We start from the raw sequence: 19,257 nt of genomic DNA, 5'->3' as shown, positions 1-19,257 counted from the left end.
CCGGCCCCACGACCGCGGGATGTCAGAGGGATTCCCAGAATCGGCACTTGTGCCGTGCGGCGTGATCGGTGAGGGAGACGCCGCCCGGGGCGAACGACAGTGCGCCGTCGCCGTCGAACCTCGGCCAGCGCGGCAGCCCGGCGGGGGGTAGGAGGCGCCCATGTCGAACAGGGAGAGCAGTTCGGAGCCGTGATAGGCGCCCAGAGGCAGGCCCAGAGTCGTGACCTGCCCCGCCTGGACTGACGCCTCGTGTGCCGAGAAGGACGCGCGTCAGCCGTGCCGGTGGGCCGTGGTTGGCGTGTTCGCTCTCGCGTGCGGAAATGAGGGCGAGATGGCGCGGCTCCTCGACAACGGGAACGATGCTCAGCGCACCGGCGATCATGCCTACGATGACCAGCGTTCCCGCGATTGTCGTTGCCCGCCTGTTTGTATGCACGATCACCGCAACCGCTCAGCAGGGTCCTCGTGCTGGAAGCCGCGATCCGGGTCGCGGATCGCGGCGGCGTGGAGGCGATCACGATGCGCCGGGTGGCGCAGGAGCTGGGCGTCGAGGCGATGTCGCTCTACCACCACGTGCCGAACAAGGACGCGATCCTCGACGGCGTGGTCGACATGGTGTTCGCGGCGATCGAGCTCCCCGGTACCGAGTGCGACGACTGGCGCGATGCGATCCGTACGCGCGCCTTCTCCGCACGTGGGGTCCTGTCGCAGCACAGCTGGGCTCTCGCCCTCATGGACTCCCGTCGCGATCCGGGACCGGCGACGCGGCGCCACCACGACGCCGTCCTGGGCGTCCTCCGGAAGGCGGGGTTCACGCTGCCGATGGCCGCGCACGCCGTCTCGCTCATCGACAGCTACGTCTCCGGGTTCGTCCTGCAGGAGGCGAACCTGCCGATGACGGCGCCGGACGATGTCGAGGAAGTGGCCGGCGGCCTCCTCCGCCATCTGCCGGAGGAGGGCTTGCCGTACCTCACCGAGATGATCCGCGACCACGCCCTGCGGCCGGGCTACGACTACACCGGCGAGTTCCGCTACGGCCTGGACCTGATCCTGGACGCACTCGAGGCTCGCCGGCTCTGAACGGTGAAGCGCTCGGGTGGCCGGGCCGATTCAACCGCCCTGGTTGCGACGAGGAGAAGGCCGCTCCAACCGCCTGAACCCCGCCCTCCTCCGGGACGCCGCGGCCCACTGCCCGCCGCGTCCCCCGCCCTCCTGATGTCTACGCGGCTGATCGGCGCGATCGCGGGCTGCCGCATGCCCTCAACGCAGATCGAGAACTGGTTCACGCCGTGTGCGTCAAACGCCCTTCAGAACGCGATCAAGGGCCGCCCGGCCTGCGGGCCCCCAGTTCGGTTTGCCGCCCGGAAGGCCCCGATCCCCGTTCTGCCCCATGAGCATCAGGAAGAGGCTCTTCAGAGCGGCCAGCCCGCGGGCGCGCCGGATCGCCGCCTCGTCCGCGTGCCCGTACATGTCGAAGAACCGTGCGGCCGTGCCCGCGGGTAGCAGCACCCAGGCGGCGGCGAGGTCCCACGCCGGGTCGCCGGCGAACATGTCACCGAAGTCGACGACGCCCGCGAGCGTTCCGTCCGAGACGACGACGTTCGCGGGATGGAGGTCGCCGTGCACCCACACCGGCGGGCCCTCCCACGCGCCGGCCGCGACGGCGTCGTCCCAGACGGCCCGGACGTCGGCAGCGTCGTCGGGGGCAACGGCCTGGAGGAAGCTCTCGAAGCCGTCCGTGCAGTCCCTGGGATGGGCGCCGCGGTCCGTGGCGGTCGGCGCCTCGGCGGGCGCCTCCACATGGAGCGCCCGGAGGAAGCCCGCCAGCGTGTCGGCCGCGTGGACGCCGCGGCTGATCGAGCCGTGGTCCAGCGGCTCGCCGTGAACCCACGTCATCACGGTCCAGTGCTTGGGGAAACGTTCGGACGGTTCGCCGGACCGCACCGGGGTCGGCACCGGGAGCGGCAGGCGCGGGGCCAGCACGGGCAGCCAACGCCGCTCCTTGAGCTGGAGCTCCGGGGTGAGGGCCATGCGCTGCATGCGCACGGCCAGCTCGTCCCCGAGGCGCCACATCTGGTTGCCCCAACCGCCCGCCACCTCGCGGATGGCCAGCCCCGCGAGGTCTGGATGTTGCTCCCGCAGCAAGTCGCGGACCAGGTCTGCGGTGATCTCGGGCTCAGCGTCGGTCATGCGATGCCACAGTACCAAGGCCGAGCGGTCAGCCGGAGGACATCAATTCCGGCTGGTCGGCGAGCTTCTCCAGGCGGCTGCCGCGCGGCAGGGTGACCGTCATGACGACGCTGGGGATGTCCAGCCTGATGCGGTGCCATCGGCCCCGGGGGACGATGGCGGCCCTTCCGGCCGTCAGCCTGATCTCGATCTCCTCGTCCTCCTGCTCTCCCGGTTCCTGCGGGCGCAGGTGGAGGCGGATCTTGCCGATGAGGCAGGAGACGACCCTCTCGGCCTCGGGGTGGATCTCCCAGTGGTCGGCGTGCACGTCGTCGTCCGTCTTGGCCTGGAAGGCCGTCAGCTGCCAGCCGTCCTGGCCGGGGTCCGTGTGGCGTCCCGCGGCGTGGATCCCGCCGCCCTGGTCGAGGCGGATCGAGGACGCGAACAGCTCGAACGGGGTGACGGTCATGCTGCCTGCCCTCCTTCGGCGCGGATCGTGTACATGCTGGACATCATGCTGTCCCGGCAGGTCAGCGGGCATCCTGCCGAGGAAGGGTTCTCCGCCTGGCACCCGGGGAGTAGCCAGGGCCCGACTACGACGCCGGGAGTAGTGCCGTACGAAGCGTGGTGGTGACGGTCCACGGTGAGAGCATGCTGCCCGCGTACCGGCCCGCCCTGGATCATCAAGCGGGTCGCGGCCGTCCCGGGCGACCGGCTGCTCGGCGTGGTCCTCCGCAAGATCGGCGGGCAGACGTGATCCGCCGACTCCGGCAGCGCACCCTCGGCCGGGACCGTCCCGACGGACATCATCCTGAGGCCAGCGCCTTCACCTCCGCGGCCGTCACCGGCTTTCCCCCCACACCCCAGTCGCCGCTCTTGATCTCCTCGACGACGACCAGGGTCAGAGGGCGCATGTGCTCACCCTCGATGGCGACGATCGCGTCGGTCAGCTTCTTCACCATCTCGGCCTTCTGGGTGTCGCTGAACACACCCTCGATCACCTTCACGTTGACCAGTGGCATGGGGTTCCCCTCCCTCTCGATGCGGTGCACCGATGGCACCTCACGCCGTTCAGCCGACATGCCCCTGGACACAGGGGACAAACTCGGCCTGTTGCCGACGCGCCCGTGCGGGTGAGGAGCGAAGGCGGCGGGGTATGCGCAGGTGGGGGCCGGTGTGATGGTGAACGGGGGATCCATGCTGGGGCTGCCTGAGGGCATTCGGGGGTGCCTGTTCGACATGGACGGTGTGCTGACGCGTACCGCCACCGTGCACGCCAGGGCGTGGAAGTCGATGTTCGACGACTTCCTGCGGGCCTGGAGCGACAGGACCGGGGCCGCGTTCGTGCCCTTCGACGCGGGCGCCGACTACGACCGCTACGTGGACGGCAGGAAACGGCTGGACGGTGCGCGCGGCTTCCTGGACGCCCGAGGCATCAGCCTGCCCGAGGGGACGCCGGACGACCCGCCCGGCACGATGACCGTGTACGGCCTGAGCAACCGCAAGAACGCCCTGGTGCAGGCCATCATCGACCGGGACGGCGTGGACGTGTTCCCCGGCTCCGTCCGCTACCTGGCCGCGGTCCGGGACGCGGGGCTGCGCCGCGCGGTGGTGTCCTCCAGCGCCAACACCGAGCAGGTCCTCGCCGCCGCCGGGCTCGCCGCGCAGTTCGAGGCCCGGATAGACGGCGTCGTGGCCCGGGATCGGGGGCTCGCGGGCAAGCCGGCTCCGGACATGTACCTGGCGGGCGCCGAGGCACTGGGGCTGACGGCGTCCGAGGCGGCGGTGTTCGAGGACGCCCTGGCCGGAGTCGCGGCCGGCCGGGCGGGAGGGTTCGGCTTCGTGGTCGGCGTCGACCGGGCGGGGCAGGCGGACGCGTTGCGCGACCACGGCGCCGACGTCGTGGTCACCGACCTGGCCGACCTGCTGGAGCGGGGCGCGCCGTCCCGGGAGGCCGGATGATCCGGCACCCGGCGTTCACCGTCGAGCCGTGGGCGATCCGGGAGCGGCATCTCGACCTGCGGGTGCTGGCGCAGACCGAGTCGGTGTTCGCGCTGTCCAACGGCCATATCGGGCTGCGCGGCAACCTGGACGAGGGCGAGCCGCACGGGGAGCCTGGGACGTACCTCAACGGGTTCTACGAGGTGCGGCCGCTGCCGTACGCGGAGGCGGGCTACGGGTACCCGGAATCCGGACAGACGGTGGTGAACGTCACCAACGGCAAGGTGATCCGGTTGCTGGTCGGGGACGAGCCGTTCGACCTGCGTTACGGGACGCTGCACAAGCACGAGCGGGTCCTCGATCTGCGCGCCGGCACCCTGACGCGCACGGCGCACTGGAGCTCCCCGACCGGGGCCCCGGTCCGGATCAGGTCCACCCGGCTGGTGTCCTTCACCCACCGCGCGGTCGCCGCGATCCTGTACGAGGTCGAGGCGGTCGACCGGCCGTTGCGCGTCGTCGTCCAGTCGGAGCTCATCGCCAACGAGACCCAGACCTACGCGGCCGGCGACCCGCGCACCGCCGCCCCGCTGCACGCGCCGCTGGTCGCGGAGGAGAACGTGCCCAGCAGCGACGGCACGGCGATCATGGTTCACCGCACCCGGGCCAGCGGCCTGCGCGTGGCCGCCGGCATGTGCCACGAGATCGACGGGCCGGACGGCACCCGGATCGAGGCGCAGGGCAGCGACGACGTCAGCCGGCTGACCGTGGCCACCCGTCTGTCGCCCGGCCGGACGCTGCGGCTGGTCAAGTTCTTCTCCTACGGATGGTCGGCGCGGCGCTCGCGGGCCGCGCTGCACGACCAGGTGGCCGCGGCGCTGGCCTCCGCCCGCCTGGACGGCTGGGACGGCCTGCACGCGGACCAGCGACGCTTCCTCGACGACTTCTGGGAAGGCGCGGACGTCGAGGTCGAGGGCGACGCCGAGGTGCAGCAGGCGGTGCGTTTCGGGCTGTTCCATCTGCTGCAGTCGGCCGCGCGCCTGGAGGAGCGCGCCATCCCGGCCAAGGGCCTGACCGGCTCCGGCTACGACGGGCACGCGTTCTGGGACACCGAGATCTTCGTACTGCCGGTGCTCACCTACACCCATCCCGCGGCCGTCGCGGACGCGCTGTCGTGGCGGCGGACCACGATCCCCCTGGCCCGCGAGCGCGCGAAGCAGCTCGGCCTGCACGGCGCCGCCTTCCCCTGGCGGACCATCAACGGCGAGGAGTGCTCCGGCTACTGGCCCGCCGGAGCCGCGGCCTTCCACGTCAACGCCGACATCGCGCACGCGGTGACCCAGTACGTGGACGCCGGCCAGGACATGTCGTTCGAACGGCAGACCGGCCTGCCGCTCCTGGTCGAGACGGCCCGGCTGTGGTGCGCGCTCGGCCACCACGACCCGGTAGGGCGCTACCGCATCGACGGTGTGACCGGCCCCGACGAGTACACCGCCGTGGTGGACGACAACGTGTACACGAACCTGATGGCCCAGCAGAACCTCCGCGCGGCGGCCGAGGCCGCGGCCCGCCATCCGGGCCCGGCGGAGCGGCTCCAGGTCACCGCCGAGGAGATCCGCCGCTGGCGGGACGCGGCGGAGGCGATGTCCGTGCCCTACGACGAGCGGCTGGGGGTCCACCCGCAGTGCGAGGGCTTCACCCAGCACGCGTTCTGGGACTTCGCCGCCACCGCGCCCGATCAGTACCCGTTGCTGCTGCACTTCCCGTACTTCGATCTCTACCGCAAGCAGGTGGTCAAGCAGGCGGACCTGGTGCTCGCCATGCATCTGCGCGGAGACGCCTTCACGCCGGAGCAGAAGTCCCGCGACTTCGCCTACTACGAGGCGCTGACCGTGCGGGACTCGTCCCTGTCGGCCTGCACCCAGGCGGTGATCGCCGCTGAGGTGGGCCACCTGGAGCTCGCCTATCGCTATCTCGGCGAGGCGGCGCTGATGGACCTGGCGGATCTGGAGAAGAACACCATGGACGGCGTGCACATGGCCTCGCTGGCCGGGGCGTGGATCGCCCTCGTCGCGGGCTTCGGCGGGATGCGCGCGGGTCAGGGACGGATCTGCTTCGCCCCGGCGCTCCCCCCTGGCATCACCCGGCTCGCCTTCCGGCTGCGCTACCGCGGCAGCCTGCTCACCGTCGGCGTCGCCCCGGAGGCGACGGTCTACCGGCTGCTGCAAGGGCCGCCGATCACGGTGACCCACCACGGCGAGCAGATCCTCCTGGACCGGACGGAGGTCACCCGGCCCAACCCGTCGCGGCCGGCTCCGGAGCAGCAGATCCGCCAGCCGCCCGGCCGCGAACCGAGCCCCCGCCACCAGCCGCGCACGGCCCGGCCTCCCGGCGAGCCGCCGGGAGGCCGGGCCCTGCCGGATGCCTTCCCTCAGTTGCAGGGGCTCGACGACCAGGTGATGTAGCCGCTGAGCCTGCCCCAGGTCGAGACCTCGCCGTCGCAGAATTGCGTCTTGACGCCCACCAGGTTGGTGCGCGCGGAGTCGGAGAAGTACTGGGTGTTGCACAGGTAACCGGCCGGGCAGGCGGGGACGGCCTGCGCGGCGGCCGGGATGGTGGCGAGCGTGGCGGTGGCCAAGACCGCGACGGCCAGTACGCGACGGATCATGGATCGTCCTTCCTGATGCGCAGGGAAACGGGTGGGAATCAGCTACGGGGAGTTCCGGACCGGTCCTGGTGCACGGTGCGCACGCCCGATTCGTAGAAGGAGCCGTCGCGACTCTCGAAGCGGCCCGCCGACGTTCTGGTGTCGGACCGGTACGTGGTGATGCAGTGGAGGACGAGAGCGCGAAGGATCATTCATGGTCCTCCTGAGCACGAAGCAGCACAAAGGTCCCTCGGCTTCATGAGCGGCCCAGCCGGTGATCGAAATGATCCGTCCCCATGGACGAAAACGCAAGAGGAGCACATTTCTCCCCACGCCCGTGGAGCAACCATCACATTCATCGCATACGTCGCGATATAGCAGGCGGACCCGGCGTCAGGCGCGGCTGGTCAGCACCTTCGCCAGGGCTTCGGCGACCTGGGCGGGGCCGTCGGTGTCGTCCATGAGCATCGGCTGGCGGATCCAGACGACGGTCCGGGCGGCCTCTTCGGCGGACGGGCACGGCTCCACGCGGGCGCCTTCGGCGGTCAGCGCGGTCATCGTGCCCAGGGGCGGGTAGCCCGCGTCGAGCGGCACGCCCTCGGCCTCCATCGCGGCCAGCAGGAACGTCCGGTCCACCACCTCGGGCTCGACGCGCAACATGAGCAGGTGGCGGGAGTCGCGGGTGGTGCCCGGCGGGCGGGGCACGACGGATACCGGGCGGCCGGGGAGGGTGGCCAGCTCCCGTTCGAGGGCGGCGCAGAACCTCTCACGGGTGTCGATCTCGTCGTCCAGCCGGTCCAGCCAGGGAAGCAGCAGGGCTGCCTGGATCTCGGTCAGGCGCAGGTTCCAGCCGGTCCTGGGATGGCCGTACCAGGCGCCGCCGGGACTGCGGCCCACGTTGCAGACCGACCAGATCTCCCGGTACGCCTCCTCCGTCCGACAGACGATCAGGCCGCCCTCGCCCGCGGTCATGGCCTTGCTGGCCTGGAAGCTGTAGACGCCGGCGTCGCCCAGCCCGCCCACCGGCCGGTCCTTGTAGGCGGCGCCGTGCGCCTGGGCGGCGTCCTCGACGACGGCCAGGCCGTGGCGGGCGGCCAGGGCGTTCAGCGGGTCCATGTCGGCTGGACTGCCGGCCAGGTGCACGGGCATGACGGCCGCGGTCGCGCTGGTCACGGCCCGCTCGGCGGCCCCGGCCGACAGGTGCAGGTCGTCCGGGTCCACGTCGGCGATCACGGGGGTGGCCCCGGTCAGCAGCACGGCGGTCGCCGATGCCACGAAGGTGTAGGCGGGCACGATGACCTCGTCGCCGCGGCCCACGCCCAGGCCGCGCAGGGCGGCGAACAGGCCGAGGGTGGCGTTGCCGGTGGCGACGGCGTACGGGGCGCCGGAGCGGCGGGCGAACGCGGCGGCCAGGTCCGTGACCACCGAGCCGCCCTGGGTGGCGCCCCACTGGCCGCTCTCCAGCACACGGGTGACCAGTTCGCGCTGGGCGGCGTCCAGGGGCGGTGGCCAGGCGGGCCAAGGAACGGCGCGTACGGGCGCGCCACCGTGGAGGGCGAGGGTCACTGGGCGGGTCCCTTCTGAAGCGGCGGACGGAGTCCGGGGTCGGCCACCGGCGGCAGCCGGAGCAGGCGGGCCAGGTTGCCGCCCTGGACGAGTGCGCGGTCGGCGGCGGTGAGCGGGGCCAGCGCGACGCGGCCATAGCCGGTGCGCAGGTCGAGGAAGCAGGCGTCGGAGCCGAACACCACCCGCTCCGGCCCGGCCAGCTCGGCCAGGCGGGCGATCCACCGGCCGGTCATCTTCGAGCCGCAGGTGTCGAGGTACACGCTGGGGTGGTCGGCCACGAGCCGGACGGCCCGGGCGAACCCGTACTGCCACAGACCGGTGTGCCCCATGATCAGCGGCACTCCGGGGTGGCGGGCCGCCACGGCGGCGAACTGCTCGGGGTCGCTCCAGGGCGAGCCGGTCTGCCCGTGGGAGAGCACGGGCAGGCCGAGGTCCCAGACCGGGTCGTAGAGCGGGTCGTCCAGGCGGCACAGGTGCACGTCGGGATGGAGTTTGACGCCCCACACGCCGGTCCGGGCGAGCGGCGTGCGGTGGTGCGGGTTGAACACCTGCCAGACGCCGAACCGGCCGGGGAAGCGGGCGGCCGCCTCCATGGCCAGCTCGTTGCCGCGTACGGCGTCGGCGCCGACGGCCAGCAGATGGCTGATGCCCATGGCGGTGACGCCGGTCGCGTCCATGACGGCGACCAGCCCGTCGGGCGTGGGATCGGGGATGAGGAAGTCGGGCCAGGTCCCCACGTGGCCGTGGGCGTCGAGGATCACAGCAGGGCCTCCAGGGATCCGGCGGCGATCCGGTCGACGTCGTCGGGGGGCAGGTCGAGGTGGTCGAGGAGGAAACGCGGGCCGCAGTCGTCGGCGACCGGCGCGCCCGTGCCGAAGACCAGCCGTGCGGCGCCGAAGCGCGCGGCCAGCCATTCGACGCCGCCCTGGGTGTTGACGGTGCCGATCTCGGCCCGCACGTTGGGCGCCTCGGTCATCAGTTCGGCGAGCGCGCGCAGCCTGCGGTAGCCGGGGTTGAGCAGCAGGACGGGAAGGTCGGGCAGGCGGCCGGCCAGGGCGATGAGCTGCGCGGGCGAGGTCTCCTCCAGGTCGACCGCCACGGGCAGCCCGAGGGCGGCCAGCCAGCGCAACGCGCTCGGTCCGGTCAGGTCGAAACGGTGACGTTCGGGACAGAGCCGGACCATGCGTACGCCCCACGCCCGCACCTCGCCGGGCGTGTCGGGCACGCACGTCCCCGGCACGCCGGGGACCACGACCGGGACGGGGAGCAACCGCCCGCCCGGCACGCCGGTGGCGGCCAGGAGGGCGGCGTTGCCGGCGGCGGGGTCGGAGTGGAGGCTGAGGGCGTGGGTGACGCAGGCCCGGTCGATGCCCAGCCGGTCCATGTCGTCCAGGGGGTCGGGCGGCAGGTCGTCGAACGGCACCGGGCCGATCAGCCGGTGGGCATCGATCACAAATTTCGGCACAGACCGAAACCTAGCCAGCGGTCGGCGGGACGGTCAAGGGCGGACAGCCCGGGTCGAGCCTGATCTGCGCCAGGTCACGCCCGGCCAGCGCCCAGGCCCGCCAGGAACCGGGCTCGAAGTGCAGCTGCGGATTGGTGTACCACTCGTCGCCGAGCCCGGTGGCCAGCAGCCGCTCCCGCACGCCCAGCTCGTAGGCGTTGCCGCCGCCGAAGAAGGTCGAGGCGAAGACCCTGCCCCGGTGCACGGTCAGCTCGCCGTACCCGGACAGCTTGCCCTGGCGGACGATCTTCCGGGTGGCCAGGTCCAGGGCGATCCAGGTGCCGGAGTCGCGCTTGTAGACGGCGTACAGCAGGCCGTCGTGGGCCTTGACGTCCTGGAAGGTGCGGTGACCGGGGATCGGGTCGGTGCGCCAGAGCACCTGGCGGGCGCGCAGGTCGAAGGCCGCTACGGAGGCCGACGTGGCGACCGGCGGGGTGCCGCCCCCGCCCAGGACGTCGCCGCCGAGGTAGACGACGCCGCCGCGCGGGTCCACCGACAGGCTCATCAGGCTCTGGTCGGGGATGACGCCCTCGTAGACGTCGATGCGACCGGTGTCGGGGTCGATCACGGACAGCGCGCCTTCGAGCTTGGCGCCCAGCGGCGCCGAGGCCACGACGAGACGGTCGGTGACGGGGTCGTACTCGATGTCCCAGGGGCGCTGCTGGTGGTGGCCGAGCGTGCCGAGGACGCGTACCGCGTCGGTGCGCAGGTCGACGGAGACGATCTGGCCGCTGGGGTACATGGCGGCGTAGATCTTGTTCCCCCGGCGGACGAGGTCCTTGGGCTCGCCGGGCATCCGGAACCGGCGCCGCTCGCCCATGCGCAGGTCCCGGACCTCCATGGAGAAGTGGCCGCCCACGTACACCGCCCGGTTGGGCACCAGGAGCATGCTCTGCGGACGTTCGGACCCGGCGGGCAGACCGGCCTCGATGAGGTCGGTGTACTCCGAGCCCCCGGTACGCAGGTCCACCCGCCAGGCGCCGCCGCTGCCGGCGAAGCCGAGCAGGGTGTTCTCGTCGAGCAGTTGCAGCCGCCGGGTCTCGTCGCCGGGCGAGGGCGGGCCGGCGACCTTGGTGAACGAGCCGTCGCGGTAGCGGTGGACGGCGCCGTCGGGGCGGGAGGTGGCGTAGACGGCGCCGTCGGGGGCGGCCGTCATCATGTCGATGCTGCTGCCCTCCGCGAGGCTGACGCGCCGCTCGTCCGTGCCGTCCTTGCGCACGTCGATGAGGACGCCGCCGCTGGCCGCCAGCACGCGGTCGCCGTTCAGCGTGATCGCGCCGATGCCGGTGGGGCCGGTGGCCAGGTCGCGCTTGGCGCCGGTGGCGCGGTCGATCCGGACGAGCCTGCCCTTGTCCAGCAGGCCCGCGTAGACGGCGTCGGCGTCGGCGGCGACCGCCCGCACGTACCGCTCGCCCTGGGCCAGGACGCCGAAGTCGCGCACCGCGCCGGTGGCCGGGACGTACTCCCAGACGCGGCCGTCGGGGTAGGTGCCGGCGTAGAGCGTGCCGTCGGGGGCGGCGGCCAGGCTCCAGACGAACCCACCGTTCTTGCCGAACGTCCGCAGGTGCTCGATCGAGCCGGTGGCCGGGTCGAAGCGGTACAGGTCGGGCACCGGGTAGGTGCCCACATAGATCTTGCCACCGGACACCGCCGTGGCCCAGGCGCCTTCCGGCTCCCCCACGGCGGGCCCGTCGGGCAGGGTGACGCTCCTGACGACCTTGCCGGAGGCCAGGTCGAGGTCGGCGAGCACGGGCGGCTTGAGCCCTCTGGTGACGACGTAGGCGTGGCCCTCGTGCACGGCGGCGCCGACGATCGCGCCGGTCACCGAGGCCGGGCCGTACCGCGTCACGGCCGGCTCCGCGCAGGACGCCGCCGCCTCGGCGACGGGCCCGGCGAGGAGGAGCGCCGGCAGCAGGGCCGCCAGAGCGATGACTGAGGAACGTGGCATGGCCACCTCACGTTCATGACTGCTCGATTTTGGTCCAGACCGTAACCTTATGATCGCCGTTCGTCAATGGCATGATGTCGCGCATGGCGATTAAGGATGGGACCGCTATGCCGTTCGACGCGTGGCGGCTGATCGGCGGCCACGAGGTGGCGCTGGACGTGGACGTGCTGTTCGGCGCCTACCCCGACCGGGACGGGCCGCCCGGCACGCCGGAGGCGGTGCTGCGCACGCTGGCCGAGCACCGCATCCGCGCGGGCGCGGCGGCGAGCCTGCGGGCCGCGCTGTTCGACATGCGCTCGGGCAACGACGAGGTGCTCGGCCTGGCGGGCCCCGGGGTGGTGCCGGTCGGTGCGGTGGACCTGCGGGACCCGATCGGGTCGGCGCGGGAGCTGGAGCGGCTGGCGGCGCAGGGGGTCAGGGCGGTCCGGCTGTTCCCCGACGAGCAGGGCGTCGAGGCGGGCTTCCCGTCGGTGCGGCACGTCGCCGGGCGGGCGACCGCGCTCGGCCTGACGCTGCTGAGCGGCGGGGACGTGCGGCGGTTCTGGCGGCCGTTCGCCGGGCTCGGCGCGACGGTCGTCTTCCTCGACACGCACTTCTACCACCTGGGCGACTTCCTGGTGGCCGCCGGCGAGGAGCCCGGCTTCCACACCTCTACCCGCCTGCTCAACTCCCCCGACGCCCTGGAGCTGGCCGCGGCCGAGGTCGGCGCGGACCGGCTGCTGTTCGGCTCGCGCGCGCCGCACTACGAGCCGCTGGTCCCGCTGCTGCGGCTGGCCACCGGCGGGCTCAAGCCGGACGAGATCGCCGCCGTGGCGGGCGGCAACGCAAGGAGGCTGCTGACGTGATCATCGACGTGCACGCCCACTGGGGCCCGTGGTTCTTCACCATGGACGTGGCCGCCGCGAGCCTGGCCACCATGGACCGCTACGGCATCGACCGGGCCGTCGTCTCGGCCACCGAGGCCGTCATCTACGACGCCCCGGCGGGCAACCGGGCGCTGGCGGCGTACCTGGCCGGCCAGGAGCGCCTGTACGGCTACGTCACGGTCAACCCGCGGCGGCTGCGCGAGGCGCGGGCCGACCTGCGCGCGTACCTGCCGGGCGGGCGGTTCGTCGGGGTGAAGATCCACACCGACTACACCGGCTCCCCCGCGGCCTCGGCCGCGCTGCGCGCCGCGCTGGCCGAGGTGGCCGAGGCCGGGGTGCCGGCGCTCGTCCACACCTGGGGCACGTCAGTGCTCGACCTGGCCCAGGCGTGCCTGGACACGCCGGGGCTGCGGGTGATCGCCGGGCACATGGGCGCCGACGGCTTCCGGTACGCGATCGAGGCCGCCGGCGCCTGCGACCGCCTCTACCTGGAGCCCTGCTGGTCGCACGCGCCGGCGGGCCGGATCGCCGAGGTGGCGGCGGCGGTGGACGGGCGGCGGCTGCTCTTCGGCACCGACGCCACGCTCATCGACCCGTCCTCGGCGTACGGCGCGGTGGCGGCGGCCCGGCTGGCTCCGGAGGCCGCCGAGCGAGTCGCCTGGCGCAACGCCGCCGAGCTTTTCGATCTGGACATTACGGCCTAGCCCGTTATAGCGTGCGGCAAACTTCATCAAGGGAGCCGCGCATGATCCCCCGCCGTCGTTTCCTCCAGGCGGCCGCCGCGACCACAGCGGCCGCCACTCTCCTCCCCTCCCCCGCCCATGCCGCTCCGACCAGGCGTGACCCCGAAGGAACGGTGACCGGACTGGGCCCGGCCAGCGTCGCGAGCCCGCTGGGCAACGGCGAGTTCGTGGGCGGCGTCCTGTACGCCGGCTCCCGCGGGCTGTCCCCCAACGTGGTCGGCGCCTACGACCTGGCCAAGGATTCGGTCACGGCCCATTTCGACATCCCGACGGGCATCGGCGTCTGGGCGATGGCGAGCGTGGGGACCGACGTCTACATCGGCACGCACTCCAGGTCGGACCTGTACCGGCTCGACACCACCACCGGCCAGGTCACCAAGGCCGCCTCCTACTCCGACCACTTCATCTGGACCATGGCCGCCTCCCCCGACGGCAAGGTCTACCTCGGCACCTCCGAGCCGGGCCGCGTCCACGAGTACGACCCGGCCACCGGCGCGAGCCGCGACCTGGGCGAGGCCGTCCCCGGCGAGGCGTACGTCCGCAGCATCCAGGCCGACGAGCGGTACGTCTACGCCGGCGTCGGCGCCAACGCCCACCTCGTCGCGATCGACCGGGCCACCGGGGAGAAGCACGACCTGCTCCCGCCCGCCCTGGCCGACCGCGACTGGGTGTCGAGCATGCACGTCTCGGCCACCCACATCGCCGGCGGCATGAACTCGCTGGCCGAGCTCCTCGTCCTGGACAAGGCCGACCCGTCGGCGTACAAGGTGGTCAAGGCCACCGCGCCGGGCGAGAAGTACATCGTCTCGGTGCTGATCCACGACGGCTGGGTGTACTTCGCCGGCCGTCCCACCGGCACGCTCTACCGCTACGAGCTGGCCGGCGGCAAGCTGGAGGTGCTCGGCGTGCCCTACTTCGAGGCCGCCACCCACCGCCTGCTGGCCCACGAGGGCCGCGTCTACGGCGTCCAGGACAACGCGGTCTTCGTCTACGACCCGGCCACGGGCACGCTGGACTATCGCAACCTCGTCCAGCGGGGCTTCAGGTCGGCGCCTGAGGAGCCGATGTCGGTGCACTCCGACGGCCGGCGCGTCTACGTGGGTGGCAAGAGCGGCGCCGACGTGCACGACCTGGCCACGGGCAAGGTGACCAGGCTCGCCATCCCCGGCGAGCCGAAGACCCTGCTCACCGTCGGCGGCCTGACCTACCTGGGCGTCTACACGCAGGCCGCGCTCTACCGGCACCGCGCCGGACAGCCCGAGGCCGAGCTGGTCGCGCGTACCGGCAACCAGCAGGACCGGCCGCGCGACCTGGCCTACGACACGCGTACCGGGCTGCTGGTGATGCCCACGCAGCCCGAGCCGGGCCACATGAACGGCGCCCTGTCCCTCTACTCGCCGCGCAAGGGCACGTACGAGACCTACCGCCCGGTCGTGGAGCGCCAGACCGTCTACAGCGTGGCCGCCCGGCACGGCGTCGCCTACCTCGGCACCCTCACCCAGGAGGGCCTGGGCCTGCCGCCGGTCACCACGACCGCCCGCCTGGCCGCGTTCGACCTGGTGAGGCGGACGCTGCTCTGGCAGGTCGAGCCGGTGCCGGGGGCCCGGAGCGTCACCTCGCTGTCGTTCGGCGCGACGCTGCTGTACGGCATGGCCTCCACCGGCGACGTCTTCGAGTTCGACCCGCGCCGCGGGAAGGTGACCAGGACGCTCAAGGTCGGCGCCAAGGGCGGCGAGCTGTTCGTCACCGGCCGGGTGGCCTACTGCTCGGACGGAGACCGGATCTACAAGATCGACCTGGCCTCCTTCACCGCGAAGGTCATCGTCGAGGGCCTGGCGGGGCAGTGGTTCGGCGGCGAGCCCAAGCTCGCGCTCGACCCCTCCCACCGCGCCCTGTACGCCGTGCGCGGCCGCGACCTGGTCAGGGTCGCCATCGACGGCCGCTGAACCGGGGCCTCAGCTCAGGGGGCGGCCGAACAGGGCCGCCTCCTCCGCCGGCAGCGGCGGCCCGTACGGGTCGCAGGCATGGGCGGCCGGTATGCGGCCCTCGGCGGCGGCCAGCCAGAGCATGCGCTGCACGTACCCCTCCATGGGCTCGGTGAAGGTGATCGAGGCCAGCCGGTCCAGCCGCGCCGACGCCTCCTCGAACGCGCGCAGGTCGCTCCCCCGGTAGGCGTCCAGGACGGCGGCGGTCACGTCCACACTGGCCGCCGCGATGCCCACCAGGGCCGCCTGCGCGCCCCACAGCAGGGACGGGCCGAACATGCGGTCCTCACCGGTGATCGCCAGCCGGCCGGCCTGCCTGGTGAGGGTGATGGCCCGCTGGCAGCCCATCGCGTCCGACAGCAGCGCCGTCTTCAGGCCCGCCACGCCGGGGTGGCGCAGCAGCTCACGCATGGTGGCGGGCGGGCAGGGACGCGTGTAGAGGTCGAAGGCGATCATCGGCAGCCGGGCGGCCCGCCACACCTCGTCGTGGAGCGCCACCCGGTCGCCCTCGGAGGGGAACACCAGCACGCCGTCGGCGCCCAGCTCGGCCGCCGCCCGCGCCTGCGCGACCGGGTCGTCCTCGCCGCCACCGACGCCGACCAGCACGGGCACGCCGAGCGCGACCGCCAGGCCGATCACCTCCGCGCGCACCCCGGGCGCCAGGTACGGCCCCCGCCCGGTGTGCGCGAGCACCGCGAGCGCCCCCGCGCCGTCGGACACCAGTCCGGCCAGGTACCGCCCGACGACGCCGAGGTCGACCTCGCCGGAGCCGGTCATGGGGGTGGCCGCCGCGGCGATCAGCGTGCCGTGCAGCCGGTTCCGGAGGTTCTGCGCAGATTCATCCACCCGGCAGAGCCTATTTGAGGCCGGTCATCACGATGCTGTTGACCAGGTAGCGCTGCAGGAGGAAGAAGACCAGCAGGCACGGCACCACGGAGACCGCCGCCGAGGCCATGAGCAGCGACAGCTGCGTCTCCTCGGTCCGCAGCGTGGTCAACCCCACGGTGAGCGTACGGGTGGCGTCGCTCTGGCCGATCACCAGTGGCCACAGGAAGTCGTTCCAGTGCCACAGGAACACGAACACGCCGAGCGTGGCCAGGATGGGCCTGGTCAGCGGCACGACGATCGTCCAGTAGACGCGCCACTCGGAGGCGCCGTCCACCTTGGCCGCGTCGAAGAGCTCGTCCGGCAGCCCCTTGATGAACTGCCGCATCAGGAAGACGGCCTGGGAGTTGGCCAGCGTGGGCACGATCAGCCCCCAGAACGTGTCCACCCCGTCCAGGCTGTTGACCAGCACGAACGTCGGGATGAGCGTGGCCTGGAACGGCACCATCATGGTGGCCAGGAACGTCCAGAACATGGCCTCGCGGCCGGGGAAACGCTTCTTGGCGAAGGCGTACCCGGCCATCGAGGACGTCAGCAGGATGACCACCACCGAGACCAGCGCGTAGACCAGGGAGTTGACCGTCCAGCCGGCGAAGCCGGTGGAGGAGACCACCCGAGCGATGTTGTCCAGCGTCAGGGACTCGGGCCACCGGCTGGGCACGGTGGGCCGGCCCGCCGGGGACAGCGCCACGATGAACATCGCCACGAACGGGCTGACGGTCAGCACCGACAGCAGCGCGAGCAGCGCCGCGAGCGGCCACCTCCCCCGCCACCACCGCCGGGCCGTCCGCGGAGTCTCGGTTCCGGACGTCACGGGCCGGGACGCGGTGATCGTCATGTGTTCCCCCGATCCAGGAAGCGGCGCTGGACCAGTGAGACGACGAGCACGACCGCGAACAGCACCATGCCCAGCGTGGCGGCGTAGCCGAAGTCGAAGGACCGGAAGCCGTAGTCGTAGATGCCGTAGATGAGGGTGTACGTGGCCCGCGCCGGGCCGCCGCCGGTCATCACGTACACGGTGTCGAAGGTCTGGAAGGCCGAGATCGTCTCGATCACGACGACGAAGAAGATCGTCGGTTTGAGCAGCGGCAGCGTGATGCGGCGGAAGCGCTGCCAGGCGCCCGCGCCGTCCACCCGGGCCGCCTCCATGTAGGAGGAGGGGATGGCCTTGAGCCCGGCGAGCAGGATCAGCATCGAGTAGCCGAACCCCTTCCACACCGAGACCACGGCCAGGGCGGGCAGCACCACGCCCGACTGCTCCAGGAACGCGACCGGCCCGAGGTCGGCCTTGGCCAGCAGGCCGTTGATCAGTCCGTCGAACTCGTAGATCCAGCGCCAGATGATGCCCGCCAGCACGAAGCTGGTCACGTACGGCAGGAAGAGCATGCCGCGGAACAGGCCGCGCAGGAAGACCACCTGGTTGAGCAGCAGCGCCGTGCCGAGCGCGACGCACAGGGTGAGCGGCACGTAGACCGCCACGTACACGAGCGTGACCTTCAGGCTCAGCCAGAAGTTGACGTCGTCGAGCAGCCGGGCGTAGTTGGCGGCGCCGACGAAGTCCCAGTCCCCGCCGATGTTCCAGTTGGTCAGGCTCATGCCCGCCGCCCCCAGGGAGGGGAAGATCCGGAAGACCAGGAAGAGCACGAGCATCGGCAGGACGAACAGCAACCCGGTGACCGGGTCGCGCAGACGTTGACGCACCAGGTGGATCCTTTCCTCGCTCAGCCGCTCAGCCGCCGGCGCCCAGCAGCGTGGCGGCCTCCTTGGCGGCCGCGTCGAGCGCGGTCCTGGCGTCCTCCTTGCCCAGCAGCGCCGCCTGGATGTGGGGGGCGATGACGCCCATCACCTGCCGGGCCTGGGGGTGGGTGTCGCCGGGGAAGGCGTATTGGAGGGACTTGGCGAACTCCTTGGACGCCTCGCTCTGGCCGGGCACGGTGACGTCGGTGCGCGCCGGGAAGAAGCCCGACTCAGCGGCCAGCTCGGCGGCGACCTCGGGGGAGGCCAGGTAGGCGGCCAGCTTCTTCGCGGCGTCCTTGTTCTCCGAGTGCCTGGCCAGCACCAGGCCGCCCGGGATGCCGAACGCGACGCGCTTGCTGCCCTCCAGCGGCAGGCCGATGCCGACGTTCTCGGCGCCGATGGCCGTGCCGAGCTGGACGGCCTGCAACGCGGTGGCCGCGTGGTACATCGCGGTCTTCCCGCCGGCCAGCGCACCGCCCTCGATGTCGTTGCCCTTGCTCGCGGTGTTCTCCGGCAGCCCGCCGGCGGCCTTGAGGTCGAGCAGGAACTGCAGGCTCTGCACGCCCTCGGGGCTGTTGAAGGCGACGCTCTTACCGTCGGGGGCGAAGACGCTGCCGCCGTTGGCCCACAGGATGGGGTAGAAGCTCTGGTTGAGGCTGACCTCGGGCTTGCCCGGGTAGTCGAGCACGGCGACCTTCTTGGCGGCCAGCTTGGGCGCGGCCTCCTTCAGCTCGGCCAGCGTCTCGGGCACCTTGGTGACGCCCGCCTCGGCGAACAGCTTCTTGTTGTAGATGGGCGCGGTGATCGTCTGGTAGATCGGGACGCCGTAGAGCTTGCCGCCGATGGTCAGGGCGGCCAGCGAGTTGGGCAGGTAGGAGCCCTTGGCGGGGGCCACCACGTCGTCGACCGGCTCGATGATGCCCTGCTGGGCGTACTGCGGGATCTGGTCGGGGCCGAGCACGACCAGGTCGAAGCCCTTCTTGGAGACCAGCGCGGTGGTGACCTTCTCCTGGCGGCCCTCCCAGGGCTGCAGGTCGATCTTGACGTCGATCCCGGTGTTCTTCGCCTCGAAGTCCTTCTCGACCTTGGCCCAGAACGCCTGGTTCTTCGCCTGGTCGGAGATCACCGGGTACATCCACAGGGTCACGGCGCTCTTGTCCGAGCCGCCGCTGGAACCGCATCCTGCGGCCGCGAGGCTCAGGGCGACCGCGACGCCGACTGCCGTTGACTTCTTCATCGGCGTTTCCTTTCGCTAATACCGGCCCTGAC

Annotated in this window: 19 protein-coding genes; 6 read left to right on the top strand and 13 right to left on the bottom strand. The window is 72.1% G+C overall.

What is annotated here, in order from left to right; genetic code table 11:
* Window positions 1–465: 465 nt before the first annotated feature.
* Window positions 466–1,080, top strand: coding sequence for a TetR/AcrR family transcriptional regulator (locus tag ACIHAD_RS20270; protein WP_397356042.1), 615 nt, complete (start codon window positions 466–468; stop codon window positions 1,078–1,080).
* A 216-nt stretch (window positions 1,081–1,296) separates the two neighbouring features.
* Here the strand turns inward: ACIHAD_RS20270 and ACIHAD_RS20265 are convergent, their stop codons facing one another.
* The 3 genes from ACIHAD_RS20265 to ACIHAD_RS20255 all read right to left on the bottom strand — a co-directional run bounded on the left by ACIHAD_RS20265 (window position 1,297) and on the right by ACIHAD_RS20255 (window position 3,191).
* Entirely contained in the window at window positions 1,297–2,190 is an 894-nt protein-coding gene (locus tag ACIHAD_RS20265; protein WP_397356041.1) for an aminoglycoside phosphotransferase family protein, read from the bottom strand.
* Window positions 2,191–2,218: 28 nt separating this feature from the next.
* Window positions 2,219–2,638, bottom strand: coding sequence for a cupin (locus ACIHAD_RS20260; RefSeq protein ID WP_397356040.1), 420 nt, complete (start codon window positions 2,636–2,638; stop codon window positions 2,219–2,221).
* A 337-nt stretch (window positions 2,639–2,975) separates the two neighbouring features.
* On the bottom strand, window positions 2,976–3,191 hold the full coding sequence (locus ACIHAD_RS20255) for a 4-oxalocrotonate tautomerase family protein (protein WP_397356039.1): 216 nt from the start codon (window positions 3,189–3,191) through the stop codon (window positions 2,976–2,978).
* 175 nt (window positions 3,192–3,366) lie between these two features.
* Here ACIHAD_RS20255 and ACIHAD_RS20250 point away from each other — a divergent pair, with 175 nt between their 5' ends.
* Together ACIHAD_RS20250 and ACIHAD_RS20245 are read left to right on the top strand one after the other, a co-directional pair.
* Complete coding sequence (locus ACIHAD_RS20250) at window positions 3,367–4,131, top strand: beta-phosphoglucomutase family hydrolase (RefSeq protein WP_397356038.1); 765 nt, start codon at window positions 3,367–3,369, stop codon at window positions 4,129–4,131.
* Window positions 4,128–6,572, top strand: coding sequence for a glycoside hydrolase family 65 protein (locus ACIHAD_RS20245; protein ID WP_397356037.1), 2,445 nt, complete (start codon window positions 4,128–4,130; stop codon window positions 6,570–6,572). The genes ACIHAD_RS20250 and ACIHAD_RS20245 overlap by 4 nt, the downstream gene beginning before the upstream one ends.
* Here ACIHAD_RS20245 and ACIHAD_RS20240 read toward each other — a convergent pair.
* From ACIHAD_RS20240 to ACIHAD_RS20215, 6 genes are all read right to left on the bottom strand, one after another.
* Window positions 6,539–6,775 carry a DUF6289 family protein gene (locus ACIHAD_RS20240; protein WP_397356036.1) on the bottom strand — a complete coding sequence of 79 codons (237 nt, stop codon included), beginning with the start codon at window positions 6,773–6,775 and terminating at the stop codon, window positions 6,539–6,541. The two genes, ACIHAD_RS20245 and ACIHAD_RS20240, sit on opposite strands and share 34 nt — an antisense overlap.
* Before the next feature lie 38 nt (window positions 6,776–6,813).
* The gene (locus tag ACIHAD_RS20235; RefSeq protein WP_397356035.1) at window positions 6,814–6,966 is read right to left on the bottom strand and encodes a hypothetical protein; all 153 of its coding nucleotides are present in this window, start codon (window positions 6,964–6,966) and stop codon (window positions 6,814–6,816) included.
* Window positions 6,967–7,147: 181 nt separating this feature from the next.
* A complete protein-coding gene (locus ACIHAD_RS20230; RefSeq protein ID WP_397356034.1) occupies window positions 7,148–8,320 on the bottom strand; it encodes a DegT/DnrJ/EryC1/StrS family aminotransferase in 1,173 nt (390 codons plus the stop codon).
* The gene (locus tag ACIHAD_RS20225) at window positions 8,317–9,081 is read right to left on the bottom strand and encodes an amidohydrolase family protein (RefSeq protein WP_397356033.1); all 765 of its coding nucleotides are present in this window, start codon (window positions 9,079–9,081) and stop codon (window positions 8,317–8,319) included. The genes ACIHAD_RS20230 and ACIHAD_RS20225 overlap by 4 nt, the downstream gene beginning before the upstream one ends.
* Entirely contained in the window at window positions 9,078–9,785 is a 708-nt protein-coding gene (locus ACIHAD_RS20220) for an amidohydrolase family protein (protein WP_397356032.1), read from the bottom strand. Before ACIHAD_RS20220 ends, ACIHAD_RS20225 begins: the two co-directional genes overlap by 4 nt.
* A gap of 10 nt (window positions 9,786–9,795) precedes the next feature.
* On the bottom strand, window positions 9,796–11,772 hold the full coding sequence (locus ACIHAD_RS20215) for a PQQ-binding-like beta-propeller repeat protein (RefSeq protein WP_397356031.1): 1,977 nt from the start codon (window positions 11,770–11,772) through the stop codon (window positions 9,796–9,798).
* A gap of 107 nt (window positions 11,773–11,879) precedes the next feature.
* On the opposite strand from ACIHAD_RS20215, the gene ACIHAD_RS20210 reads away from it, so the two are divergent.
* The 3 genes from ACIHAD_RS20210 to ACIHAD_RS20200 are packed head-to-tail and all read left to right on the top strand — an operon-like array spanning window position 11,880 to window position 15,327.
* Window positions 11,880–12,617 carry an amidohydrolase family protein gene (locus tag ACIHAD_RS20210; RefSeq protein ID WP_397356030.1) on the top strand — a complete coding sequence of 246 codons (738 nt, stop codon included), beginning with the start codon at window positions 11,880–11,882 and terminating at the stop codon, window positions 12,615–12,617.
* Window positions 12,614–13,342, top strand: a complete 729-nt coding sequence (locus tag ACIHAD_RS20205) for an amidohydrolase family protein (protein ID WP_397356029.1) — start codon at window positions 12,614–12,616, stop codon at window positions 13,340–13,342. Before ACIHAD_RS20210 ends, ACIHAD_RS20205 begins: the two co-directional genes overlap by 4 nt.
* Window positions 13,343–13,383: 41 nt before the next feature.
* Window positions 13,384–15,327 carry a twin-arginine translocation signal domain-containing protein gene (locus ACIHAD_RS20200; protein WP_397356028.1) on the top strand — a complete coding sequence of 648 codons (1,944 nt, stop codon included), beginning with the start codon at window positions 13,384–13,386 and terminating at the stop codon, window positions 15,325–15,327.
* Between the two features lie 9 nt (window positions 15,328–15,336).
* Here ACIHAD_RS20200 and ACIHAD_RS20195 read toward each other — a convergent pair whose 3' ends face one another.
* From ACIHAD_RS20195 to ACIHAD_RS20180, 4 genes are read right to left on the bottom strand one after another with little or no spacing between them, the layout of a single operon-like run.
* Complete coding sequence (locus tag ACIHAD_RS20195; RefSeq protein WP_397356027.1) at window positions 15,337–16,212, bottom strand: dihydrodipicolinate synthase family protein; 876 nt, start codon at window positions 16,210–16,212, stop codon at window positions 15,337–15,339.
* Window positions 16,213–16,222: 10 nt separating this feature from the next.
* A complete protein-coding gene (locus ACIHAD_RS20190; RefSeq protein WP_397356026.1) occupies window positions 16,223–17,089 on the bottom strand; it encodes a carbohydrate ABC transporter permease in 867 nt (288 codons plus the stop codon).
* Window positions 17,086–17,952, bottom strand: a complete 867-nt coding sequence (locus ACIHAD_RS20185) for a carbohydrate ABC transporter permease (protein WP_397356025.1) — start codon at window positions 17,950–17,952, stop codon at window positions 17,086–17,088. Before ACIHAD_RS20185 ends, ACIHAD_RS20190 begins: the two co-directional genes overlap by 4 nt.
* Before the next feature lie 28 nt (window positions 17,953–17,980).
* A complete protein-coding gene (locus tag ACIHAD_RS20180) occupies window positions 17,981–19,225 on the bottom strand; it encodes an ABC transporter substrate-binding protein (RefSeq protein ID WP_397356024.1) in 1,245 nt (414 codons plus the stop codon).
* Window positions 19,226–19,257: the final 32 nt, after the last annotated feature.

The organism is Nonomuraea sp. NPDC052265 (assembly GCF_044547985.1).
GTDB lineage: Bacteria > Actinomycetota > Actinomycetes > Streptosporangiales > Streptosporangiaceae > Nonomuraea.
Note: the sequence above shows the minus strand (reverse complement) of the source record. Positions and strands in the feature narration are given on the sequence as shown.

Coding starts and splice junctions, on each gene's coding strand:
- ACIHAD_RS20180 (WP_397356024.1), bottom strand. CDS start 19,225: ATGAAGAAGTCAACGGCAGTCGGCGTCGCGGTCGCCCTGAGCCTCGCG.
- ACIHAD_RS20240 (WP_397356036.1), bottom strand. CDS start 6,775: ATGATCCGTCGCGTACTGGCCGTCGCGGTCTTGGCCACCGCCACGCTC.
- ACIHAD_RS20250 (WP_397356038.1), top strand. CDS start 3,367: ATGCTGGGGCTGCCTGAGGGCATTCGGGGGTGCCTGTTCGACATGGAC.
- ACIHAD_RS20255 (WP_397356039.1), bottom strand. CDS start 3,191: ATGCCACTGGTCAACGTGAAGGTGATCGAGGGTGTGTTCAGCGACACC.
- ACIHAD_RS20265 (WP_397356041.1), bottom strand. CDS start 2,190: ATGACCGACGCTGAGCCCGAGATCACCGCAGACCTGGTCCGCGACTTG.
- ACIHAD_RS20245 (WP_397356037.1), top strand. CDS start 4,128: ATGATCCGGCACCCGGCGTTCACCGTCGAGCCGTGGGCGATCCGGGAG.
- ACIHAD_RS20210 (WP_397356030.1), top strand. CDS start 11,880: ATGCCGTTCGACGCGTGGCGGCTGATCGGCGGCCACGAGGTGGCGCTG.
- ACIHAD_RS20235 (WP_397356035.1), bottom strand. CDS start 6,966: ATGATCCTTCGCGCTCTCGTCCTCCACTGCATCACCACGTACCGGTCC.
- ACIHAD_RS20200 (WP_397356028.1), top strand. CDS start 13,384: ATGATCCCCCGCCGTCGTTTCCTCCAGGCGGCCGCCGCGACCACAGCG.
- ACIHAD_RS20260 (WP_397356040.1), bottom strand. CDS start 2,638: ATGACCGTCACCCCGTTCGAGCTGTTCGCGTCCTCGATCCGCCTCGAC.
- ACIHAD_RS20215 (WP_397356031.1), bottom strand. CDS start 11,772: ATGCCACGTTCCTCAGTCATCGCTCTGGCGGCCCTGCTGCCGGCGCTC.
- ACIHAD_RS20190 (WP_397356026.1), bottom strand. CDS start 17,089: ATGACGATCACCGCGTCCCGGCCCGTGACGTCCGGAACCGAGACTCCG.